The sequence below is a fragment of the Kitasatospora sp. NPDC127121 genome (genome assembly GCF_042677305.1).
Lineage (GTDB): Bacteria > Actinomycetota > Actinomycetes > Streptomycetales > Streptomycetaceae > Kitasatospora.
The window spans coordinates 66,146-75,340 of record NZ_JBHXTQ010000036.1; the positions used below are offsets into that span (position 1 = coordinate 66,146).

Here is a 9,195-nt window from a genome sequence, read left to right on the forward strand (position 1 = left end):
AGATACACACCCCCTAAATCGCCGCCCGCGTCTTTTGTGTAAAAGACACAGAGGGGGGGGCCGGCGGCGCCCCGCGGCGGGCCCCGGCGGGGCGCCGGGGGGGGCGCCCCGCCCGGCGGGTCGGCCAGGCTCGGGGGAGCCGGGCCGACGAGTCAGCCGTCCGAGGCGTCGAGAACGCCGGACGTGCTGGAGGGATCGAACGGGTCGATCGCTCAGGCGGCGGCGTTGGTGAGGATGTAGTTCACCGCGTCGCCGACGGTCTTCAGGTTCTTGACCTCGTCGTCCGGGATCTTGACGTCGAAGCGCTCCTCGGCGGCCACGACGACCTCGACCATGGACAGCGAGTCGACGTCCAGGTCGTCCGTGAAGGACTTCTCGAGCTCGACGTCCTCGGTCGGGATACCGGCGATCTCGTTGACGATCTCGGCGAGACCTTCCAGAACCTCGTCCTTGGTAGCCATACTGGCTGCTCCTCTTCGGTGTTGAACGCGTCCGACCGGCGGCCGGACGCAGGCTTTGCGGAATGAGTGGGGCGAAACGCGCCTAGGGGAGCGTAACGACTGCCGCGGCGTACACGAGACCCGCCCCGAACCCGATGATCAGTGCGAGGTCGCCGCTGCGGGCCTCGCCGCTCTCCAGCATGCGCTCCATCGCCAGCGGGATGGAGGCCGCCGAGGTGTTGCCGGTCTCGGCGATGTCGCGGGCGACCGGCACCGAGTCGGGCAGCTTGAGCGCCTTGATCATGGCGTCGGTGATGCGCATGTTGGCCTGGTGCGGGATGAACGCGCCGAGCTGGTCGGCGGTGACCCCGGCGGCGTCCAGCGCCTGCTGGGCCACCTTGGCCATCTCCCACACCGCCCAGCGGAAGACCGGCTGGCCGTCCATCCGCAGGGCCGGCCACTTGGCCTCCTCGCCCACGCCGTTGACGGCGTCGGGCTTGGCGAAGGCGGTGTCCCAGGCCTGGGTCTGCGAGATGACGTCGGACTGCGAGCCGTCCGAGCCCCAGATCAGCTTGCCGATACCGGGCGTGTCGGACGGGCCGACGATCGCGGCGCCGGCGCCGTCGCCGAAGATGAACGCGGTCGAGCGGTCCGACTGGTCGGTCAGGTCGCTCAGCCGCTCGACGCCGATCACCAGCACGTACTCGGCGTTGCCGCCGCGGATCATGCCGTCGGCCAGGCCCAGGCCGTAGCCGAAGCCCGCGCAGGCGGCCGAGATGTCGAAGGCCGGGGCGGTGCCGCAGCCGAGCCGCTCGGCGATCTCGGTGGCGATCGCCGGGGTCTGCTTGAGGTGCGAGACGGTCGCGACGATCACGCCGCCGATCTGGTCCGGGGTGATCCCGGCCTGGGCGATGGCCTTGCCGGAGGCTTGCACCGACATCTCGGCGACGCTCTCCTCCGGGCCGGCCCAGCGGCGCTCGGCGATCCCGCTGCGGGTGCGGATCCACTCGTCCGAGGAGTCGATCCACTCCAGCACCTCGGCGTTGGGGATCACCCGGACCGGGCGGTAGCCGCCCACGCCGAGGATGCGCGCGTACTGCGCGCCCTCGGACGGGCGGATCTGCGGCTTCGTCATGCCTGGGTCTCCTGATCCTGACCGCCGTGCTCCGCGACGAGTGCGCGGGCCTTGTCCAGGTCGGCGGGGGTCTTGAGGGCAAGCGTCGCCACACCCTTGAGGTTGCGCTTGACCAGTCCGGTGAGAGTGCCCGCGGGGGACAGCTCGATGACGGCGGTCGCACCCAGCTGCCCGAGGGTCTCCATGCAGAGGTCCCAGCGGACCGGGTTGGAGACCTGCGACACCAGGCGGGTGAGCACCTCGGCGCCGGAGGCCACGACCTCGCCGTCCTTGTTGGAGACGTAGCGGACCTGCGGGTCGGCCACGGTCAGCGTCGGGGCCAGCGCGGCCAGCCGCTCGACACCCGGGGCCATGTGCTCGGTGTGGAAGGCGCCGGCCACCTTCAGGGCGACCAGCTTGGCACCGGCCGGCGGGTCCGCCTTCAGCGTCTCCAGCTGGGCCAGCGTGCCGGCGGCCACGATCTGGCCGCCGCCGTTGTTGTTGGCCGCGGTCAGGCCGTGCTCGGCCAGCTTCGCCGCGACGACCTCCGGGTCGCCGCCGAGCACGGCGATCATGCCGGTCTCGGTGACGGCGGCGGCCGCGGCCATCGCCCGGCCGCGCTCGCGGACGAAGGTCAGCGCGTCGTGCGCGCTCAGCACCCCGGCGCCGGCGGCGGCGGTGATCTCGCCGACGCTGTGGCCGGCCACGGCGCCGACCAGCTTGCGGGCGACGTCCTCGTCCGGGAACAGCTCACGGGCGGTCATCAGACCGGCCGCGACCAGCAGCGGCTGGGCGACGGCGGTGTCCTTGATCTCCTCTGCGGAGGCCTCGGTCCCGGCGTGCACCAGGTCGAGCCCGGCGACCTCCGACCAGCCGCGGAGGCGGTCGGCGACACCGTCCAGCTCCAGCCAGGGGCTGAGGAAACCGGGGGACTGGGCACCCTGTCCAGGGGCGACGATTACGAGCACGGTTCAACCCTCTCTCGCCAGGCGCCCAGGGGCGGGTAGGCGACGGTAACGAAGAAAACCATCCGGGATTGTAAGTTCCCTACAGGCGGTTCAGCTCGGCTCCCCGGCCGCGGTGAGTCGGCCGAGGGCGAGTGCGATCCGCAGCGTGAACGCCGAACGCACGTCGGACGGGGCGTACCCCGTGACGTCGGTCACACGTCGTAGCCGGTAGCGCACCGTATTGGGGTGGACGAAGAGCATCCGGGCGGCGCCCTCCAGCGAAGAGGCCTGCTCCAGGTAGACGCTCAGCGTTTCCAGCAGCGCCGAGCCGGCTTCGTCCAGCGGTGTGTAGATCTCCTCCACCAGCTGGCGGCGGGCGGCCTGGTCGCCGGCCAGCGCGCGCTCGGGCAGCAGGTCGTCGGCCAGCACCGGGCGGGGTGCGTCCGGCCAGGCGGCGCAGGCCCGCAGGCCGGCCGCGGCGGCGTGCGCCGAGCGGGTCGCCGAGAGCAGGTCCGGCACGGTCGGGCCGACCACCACCGGGCCCGGCGCGAACTGGCCGATCAGCGCCCGGGCCGCGTGCACCGGCTCCTTGTCGCCGCCGACCACGACCACCAGGCGCTTGCCCAGCACCCCGGTCAGCACGTGCAGCTTGGCGTACCGGGCGGCCCGGCGGATCGCCTCGACCACCAGCTCGCTGTCGCCGTCCGGGGCGCTGCCCATCACCACCCGGACCTGGCTGGGCTGGCCCCAGCCGAGCGCCGCGGCCCGCGACAGCACGCCCTCGTCCGCGTCGCCGGACAGCAGCGAGTTGACCACCAGCGCCTCCAGCCGGGCGTCCCAGGCGCCGCGCGCCTCGGCCGCCTGGGCGTACACCTGGGCGGTCGCGAAGGCGATCTCCCGGGCGTAGACCAGCACCGACTCGCGCATGTCCGCCTCGTCGCCGGGGGCGGCCACCTCCTCGATGGCCTCCTCCATCACCTCGATCGTGGTGCGGATCAGCTCGACGGTCTGGCGCAGGGTGATCGCCCTGGTCAGCTCGCGCGGGGCGGTGCCGAAGACGTCCGTGGAGATCGCCTGGGCGGCGTCCGGGTGGCGGTACCACTCGGTGAAGGCGGCGATGCCGGCCTGGGCGACCAGGCCGATCCAGGAACGGTGCTCCGGCGGCATCCGCCGGTACCAGCCGAGCTGGTCGTCCATCCGGGAGATCGCGGCGGTGGCCAGCTTGCCCGAGGACTTCTCCAGCCGCTTGAGCGTCGCGGCCCGGCGCTCGGCCCGCTCGGCGGCCATTCTGCGCTCCTGCGCGGTCAGGCGGGGCGCCGCCCGGCCGGGGCGGTCGCGGCCGGCCCTGGGGGCCGGGCTCTTCCCGGTCGGCTCGGCCGTGGGACTGGGTTCGCTCTTGGAGTTCGCGGAAGCGGCTGGCACAAGGACAAGACTGCCTCACGTGGGTGACTGCTCGTGCACACCCCCCGGTGCAGCGGCACGGTGGTGCCGGTCACACCCACTACCGTGGGGCCCGTGACAGACGACGCCGCCCGCCCCCGCGCCGACCTGCGCCGCACCGCCGAGCGCTACCTCTCCACCCCGGCCGAGGGCGTCGAGACCCGACACGCGTTCTCCTTCTCCGGCCACTACGACCCGAAGAACACGCACTTCGGCGCGCTGCTCGCGTGCAACGAGGAACTCCTCGCCCCCGGCGCCGGGTACGAGGAGCACAAGCACCGGGACACCGAGATCCTCACCTGGGTGCTGGAGGGCGCGCTGGCGCACCGGGACTCCCAGGGGCACGGCGGGGTGGTCCGCCCGGGGATGGTCCAGCACCTCGGCGCGGGCTCCGGCGTCACCCACACCGAGCGCAACGTCGGCGGGGCCGCCGGCCCGGTCCGCTTCGTCCAGATGTGGCTCCAGCCGGACGTGTTCGACGCGCCCCCGGCGTACGGGCTGCGCAAGGTGGAACCGGCCGACGGCGGGTTGACGCTGCTCGCCTCCGGGCTGGAGCGCGACGCCGGGACGGACGCCCTGCGGCTGCGCCGCGGCGACGCCGCGCTCTGGCTGGCGACGGCGGGGCCGTGGCAGCCGCTGCCCGCACTGCCCGAGGCCGCCTGGCGGTACGCGCACCTGACCGCCGGCTCGCTCGGCTACCGGACGATCCCGGGGCCCAAGGGCGGCGGCCGCTCGATGGCCCCGGGCGACAGCGTGCGGATCACCGGCGACGCCTTCGCCGACCCGACGGCCGGCGAGACCGGCGCCGAACTCCTGCTCTGGGAGATGCACTCGCCGGTCTCGTACGGCTAGGTCCTGGCCTTTCAGCCTTTCAGTCGTTCAGCTGTTCAGTTCGGCCAGGACCGCGTCCGAGCAGGCCGGCCAGACCTCGGCGGCCCACGGGCCGAAGTCCCGGTCGGTGAGCGCGACGCAGGCCACGCCGGCCTCCGGGTCGACCCACAAGAAGGTGCCGGACTGGCCGAAGTGGCCGAAGGTGGCGGGCGAGTTGGCGGTGCCCGTCCAGTGCGGGGCCTTGCCGTCGCGGATCTCGAAGCCGAGACCCCAGTCGTTCGGCCGGCGGTGGCCGTAGCCGGGCAGCACGCCGCTGGTGCCCGGGAAGGCGACCTCGCGGGTGGCCTGCCGGACGGTGGACGGGTCCAGCAGCTTCGGGGACTGGAGCTCTGCGGCGAACCGGACCAGGTCCGCGACGGTGGACAGGCCGCCGGCGCCGGCCGGGGACTTGTGCGCGGTGTTCAGCAGGGTGTCGTGCATGCCCAGCGGCTCGAACACCGCCTCGGCGGCGTACCGGGAGAACTCGATCCCGGCGGCGTCGGACAGCGCCCGCGCCAGCGCGTCGAAGCCCGCGTTGGAGTACAGCCGGCGGTTGCCGGGCTCGGCGAACACCCGGTTCTCGTCGAAGCCGAGGCCGGAGGTGTGCGCGAGCAGGTGGCGGACGGTCGAGCCGGCCGGCCCGGCCGGGTCGTCCAGCTCGAAGACGCCCTCCTCGACCGCGACCAGCACCGCGTACGAGGTGAGCAGCTTGGTCACCGACGCCAGCGGGAACAGGTGCTGCTGCGGCCCGTACGTGTCCAGCACCGCGCCGTCCGCCCCCCGGACCACCGCCGCCGCGGCGTGGGGCACCGGCCAGTTCTCGATCATCCGCAAGCTCTCCATGCGCCCGACTCTAACGAAGGCCCGAAAACGGGTGGCGGGAGCACCCGGGTGCGAGGCTTGCTTGGAGTGCACTCCAACTCGATAGCGTCGTCGTCACCGCTCACCACAGGGGGTAACCGATCATGGCCACGCTCGCACCCGTCCAGCTCGACCTGCGGACCTGCGCCGACGTGTACCAGCGCCCGGTCGGCGATCCGGACCGGACCCCGCGGCACACCATCAGCGAGGTCGCCGTGGCCAGCGGGCTCACCGCGCACACCCTGCGCTGGTACGAGCGGATCGGCCTGCTCGACCCGGTCGACCGCTCCGCCAGCGGCCAGCGCCGCTACTGCGACGCCGACCTGCACCGGCTGGCCTTCCTGGGCCGGCTGCGGCTGACCGGCATGCCGATCGCCGACATGCTCCGCTACGTGGAGCTGGCCCGCGAGGGTGAGCGGACCTACGAGGCGCGGCGCCAACTGCTGGTCGACCAGCGCGAGGAGGTCCGCCAACGGGTCGCCGACCTCCAGGCCACCCTCGCCGTCCTCGACTACAAGATCGACCTGTACTCCGGCCGGATCGCCGCGTCCGACGAACCGGCCGTCCGCCGCCACGAGTAGCCGCCATCAGCACGCCGCACGCGGAGCACGCCGCACGTGGAGTACGCCGCACGTGGAGTACGCCGCAGCGGAGTACGCCGCACGCATGCGCCGCACGCAGAGGAAGAAGCAGAGCGATGACCGTTCCCGTCCTCCCCACCGCCCGACTCGGCACCGACGGCCCGTTCGTGGGCGTCCAGGGCCTCGGCTGCATGGGCATGAGCGACTTCTACGGCCCGACCGACCGGCCCGAGGCGCTCGCCACCCTGGACGCCGCCCTGGAAGCCGGCGTCACCCTGTTCGACACCGCCGACGCCTACGGCTTCGGCCGCAACGAGGAGCTGATCGGCCCCTTCGTCCGCGCCAACCGCGACCGGGTGGTGCTCGCCACCAAGTTCGCCGTGGAGCGCAAGGAGGACGACCCGAGTTACCGCGGCATCCGCAACGACCCGGCGTACATCCGGGCCGCCGTCGACGCCTCGCTGCGCCGCCTCGGCGTGGACGAGATCGACCTCTACTACATGCACCGCCGCGACCCGGCCGTGCCGCTGGCCGACTCGGTCGGCACCATGGCCGAGCTGGTCCGGGCCGGCAAGGTGCGCCGACTGGGGCTGTCCGAGGTGACGGGCGCCGAACTGCGCGAGGCGTACGCGATCCACCCGATCGCCGCGCTGCAGTCCGAGTGGTCGGTGTTCGCCCGGGACGTCGAGCGCACGGCGGTGCCGGCCGCGGCCGAACTGGGCGTCGCCTTCGTGCCGTACTCACCGCTCGGCCGGGGCTTCCTGACCGGGGCGTTCCAGGCCGCCGAGCAGCTCGCGGCGGACGACGTCCGGCGCACCCAGCCGCGCTTCACCGGCGCCAACGCGGCGGCCAACGCCGAACTCCTGGCGCCGCTGCGGGAGATCGCGACGGCCCGCGGGGTGACCCTCGCGCAGGTCGCGCTGGCCTGGGTGCACCAGCGGGCCGAGGTGCACGGGCTGACCGTCGTGCCGATCCCCGGCACCCGCAAGCGCAGCCGGCTCGCCGAGAACACCGCGGCCGCCACGCTGCGGCTCACCGCCGAGGAACTGGCCCGGCTGGAGCCGGTGGCGGGCGAGGTGGCCGGGGACCGCTACCCGGACATGCGCTTCACCCAGGTCGGCCGGGAGTAGCGGCGGTGGGGGAGCGGCCGCCCGGGCCGCTCCCCCCGTCCCGGGCGCCTGCTCAGACCTCCCGGCCGAGCCAGGCGGCCAGCCGGGTGTGCACGTCGGCGTCCGGGGCGACCGGCCGCACCTCGCCGAACGGGACCGCCCCGCCGCGGTGCTCGGCCGACAGGACGGCCTGGGCGACGGCCAGCGCGGCGTGCGCCAGCGCGTCGTCCAGCGGCTGCCGGGAGCCGAGCGCCCGGGCGATGTCCCAGGTGTGCGCGACCGTCTCCATCAGGTAGCCGCCGACCGCGATCCGGCCGGGCACCACGCCCCAGGGCGCGTGGGCCGGGCGGTCCAGCGCGGCGTCGTCCGCCCAGGCCGCGACGGCCCGGGCGCGGGCCCGGTCCAGCGCGCCCGGCCAGGCGTCGTCCGCCAGGTCCCCGGTGGCGGCGACGACGTCCTCGGCCCGGCCGCCCTCGCCCAGGTAGGCGAACCGGTGGATGCCGCCGACCACGTGGCTCAGCAGCTCCCGCAGGGTGAACGCGCTGCACGGGGTGGGCCGGTCGAGGACGTCCGGGGTGATCTCGGCGAACAGCTTCTCCAACTGGCCGAGGGCGAGCAGGTACTGCGGGCGGGCGTCCTGGACGGAGTTCACGTGGAATCAGCTCCCTGGGGTGGTGCGGGCTTTCGGTCTCGAACGGCAATCTCCCAGTAAAACCTGACAACCGCCGTCAGGATTGCTGGGATTCTGCTGCCATGAAGGCCGACCGCCTGCTCTCCATCCTGCTCCTGCTCCAGACCCGCGGCCGGGTGCCCGCCACCGAACTGGCCGGGCGCCTGGAGGTGTCCGTCCGCACCATCTACCGCGACGTGGAGTCGCTCTCCGCCGCCGGCGTGCCGGTGTTCACCGAACGCGGCCGGCACGGCGGCATCAGCCTGCTGCCCGGCTACCGCACCGACGTCACCGGACTGACCGCGGACGAGGCCCGGGCGCTGTTCGTGCTCTCCGCCCAGGGCGCGCACAGCGACCTCGGGCTGGACGGCGCGCTCGGCTCGGCGCTGCGCAAGGTGATGGCCGCGCTGCCAGCCCCGCACCGCCCGGCCGCCGAGCGGATCACCGAGCGGATCCTGGTCGACCCGGCCCGCTGGCTGCAGAGCGGCCCGGCGGCCGGCGCCGCGGCCGGCCCCGAACTGGGCGAGCTGCAGTACGCGGTGTTCGCCGACCGGCGGCTGCGGCTGAGCTACCGGCACAGCGGCACGCCGGCGCCGGTGGAGTACACCGTGGACCCGTACGGGCTGGTGAGCAAGGCCGCGGTCTGGTACCTGGTGGCCGATCTGCACGGCGAGCCCCGGCTGTTCCGGGCCGACCGGGTGCTGGCCGCCGAGACCACCGACGAGGCGGTGCGCCGCCGCGCCGGGGTGGGGCTCGGGGACGCCTGGGCGGTGCTGCGCGAGCAGGTGGAGCGGCTGCCGAAGGAGCTGCCGGTCCGGGTGCGGGTGCGGCGCGGGCGGCTGGACATGTTCGTCCGCATCCACGGCGGCCGGGTCACCGCGCCGCCGCCGGAGGCGGGCGCCGGGCCGGCCGAGGAGTGGGTCGAGGTGGCGATGGTCTTCCCGGCGCCGGCGGCCGTCCGCGCGCTGCTCGCCTTCGGCGCGGACGTCGAGGTGCTGGCCCCGCTCGCGGCCCGCCGCGAGCTGGCCCGGGCGGCGGCGGACGCCCTGCGGCTGTACCAGGAGTAGGGCCTAGGGCGTGTCTTCAAACTCCCGTCGTCCGCCCGGAGGGCGGGCGTGGCGGCGTTGGGGTGCGTGCATCGCAAGGCGGAGGAGGGAGTCCAT

Annotated in this window: 10 protein-coding genes; 4 read left to right on the forward strand and 6 right to left on the reverse strand. The window is 74.1% G+C overall.

Annotation, left to right across the window (positions count from 1 at the left end; genetic code table 11):
• Positions 1–212 precede the first annotated feature (212 nt).
• The 4 genes from ACFVHI_RS19535 to ACFVHI_RS19550 form a co-directional block, all read right to left on the reverse strand.
• Complete coding sequence (locus ACFVHI_RS19535) at positions 213–461, reverse strand: acyl carrier protein (protein ID WP_063347460.1); 249 nt, start codon at positions 459–461, stop codon at positions 213–215.
• An 82-nt stretch (positions 462–543) separates the two neighbouring features.
• Positions 544–1,575 carry a beta-ketoacyl-ACP synthase III gene (locus ACFVHI_RS19540; RefSeq protein ID WP_063347459.1) on the reverse strand — a complete coding sequence of 344 codons (1,032 nt, stop codon included), beginning with the start codon at positions 1,573–1,575 and terminating at the stop codon, positions 544–546.
• Positions 1,572–2,522: an ACP S-malonyltransferase gene (locus ACFVHI_RS19545; protein ID WP_063347458.1), complete on the reverse strand. Its 951-nt coding sequence runs from the start codon at positions 2,520–2,522 to the stop codon at positions 1,572–1,574. Before ACFVHI_RS19545 ends, ACFVHI_RS19540 begins: the two co-directional genes overlap by 4 nt.
• Before the next feature lie 90 nt (positions 2,523–2,612).
• Entirely contained in the window at positions 2,613–3,788 is a 1,176-nt protein-coding gene (locus ACFVHI_RS19550) for a CdaR family transcriptional regulator (protein ID WP_063347457.1), read from the reverse strand.
• Positions 3,789–4,016: 228 nt separating this feature from the next.
• On the opposite strand from ACFVHI_RS19550, the gene ACFVHI_RS19555 reads away from it, so the two are divergent.
• Positions 4,017–4,793: a pirin family protein gene (locus tag ACFVHI_RS19555; protein WP_159398417.1), complete on the forward strand. Its 777-nt coding sequence runs from the start codon at positions 4,017–4,019 to the stop codon at positions 4,791–4,793.
• A gap of 27 nt (positions 4,794–4,820) precedes the next feature.
• Here ACFVHI_RS19555 and ACFVHI_RS19560 read toward each other — a convergent pair whose 3' ends face one another.
• A complete protein-coding gene (locus ACFVHI_RS19560) occupies positions 4,821–5,654 on the reverse strand; it encodes a serine hydrolase domain-containing protein (RefSeq protein ID WP_380341020.1) in 834 nt (277 codons plus the stop codon).
• 122 nt (positions 5,655–5,776) lie between these two features.
• On the opposite strand from ACFVHI_RS19560, the gene ACFVHI_RS19565 reads away from it, so the two are divergent.
• Complete coding sequence (locus ACFVHI_RS19565; RefSeq protein ID WP_363370032.1) at positions 5,777–6,253, forward strand: MerR family transcriptional regulator; 477 nt, start codon at positions 5,777–5,779, stop codon at positions 6,251–6,253.
• 116 nt (positions 6,254–6,369) lie between these two features.
• On the forward strand, positions 6,370–7,383 hold the full coding sequence (locus ACFVHI_RS19570) for an aldo/keto reductase (RefSeq protein WP_380341024.1): 1,014 nt from the start codon (positions 6,370–6,372) through the stop codon (positions 7,381–7,383).
• Between the two features lie 52 nt (positions 7,384–7,435).
• Here the strand turns inward: ACFVHI_RS19570 and ACFVHI_RS19575 are convergent, their stop codons facing one another.
• Complete coding sequence (locus ACFVHI_RS19575; protein ID WP_380341027.1) at positions 7,436–8,014, reverse strand: TIGR03086 family metal-binding protein; 579 nt, start codon at positions 8,012–8,014, stop codon at positions 7,436–7,438.
• A gap of 101 nt (positions 8,015–8,115) precedes the next feature.
• Here ACFVHI_RS19575 and ACFVHI_RS19580 point away from each other — a divergent pair, with 101 nt between their 5' ends.
• Positions 8,116–9,099: a helix-turn-helix transcriptional regulator gene (locus ACFVHI_RS19580; protein ID WP_380341030.1), complete on the forward strand. Its 984-nt coding sequence runs from the start codon at positions 8,116–8,118 to the stop codon at positions 9,097–9,099.
• The last annotated feature ends 96 nt before the right edge of the window (positions 9,100–9,195 follow it).

Bases quoted from the DNA above. Each gene is read 5' to 3' on its own strand.
- ACFVHI_RS19535 (WP_063347460.1), bottom strand. From the start codon at position 461: ATGGCTACCAAGGACGAGGTTCTGGAAGGTCTCGCCGAGATCGTCAAC.
- ACFVHI_RS19540 (WP_063347459.1), bottom strand. From the start codon at position 1,575: ATGACGAAGCCGCAGATCCGCCCGTCCGAGGGCGCGCAGTACGCGCGC.
- ACFVHI_RS19550 (WP_063347457.1), bottom strand. From the start codon at position 3,788: ATGGCCGCCGAGCGGGCCGAGCGCCGGGCCGCGACGCTCAAGCGGCTG.
- ACFVHI_RS19560 (WP_380341020.1), bottom strand. From the start codon at position 5,654: ATGGAGAGCTTGCGGATGATCGAGAACTGGCCGGTGCCCCACGCCGCG.
- ACFVHI_RS19565 (WP_363370032.1), top strand. From the start codon at position 5,777: ATGGCCACGCTCGCACCCGTCCAGCTCGACCTGCGGACCTGCGCCGAC.
- ACFVHI_RS19570 (WP_380341024.1), top strand. From the start codon at position 6,370: ATGACCGTTCCCGTCCTCCCCACCGCCCGACTCGGCACCGACGGCCCG.
- ACFVHI_RS19580 (WP_380341030.1), top strand. From the start codon at position 8,116: ATGAAGGCCGACCGCCTGCTCTCCATCCTGCTCCTGCTCCAGACCCGC.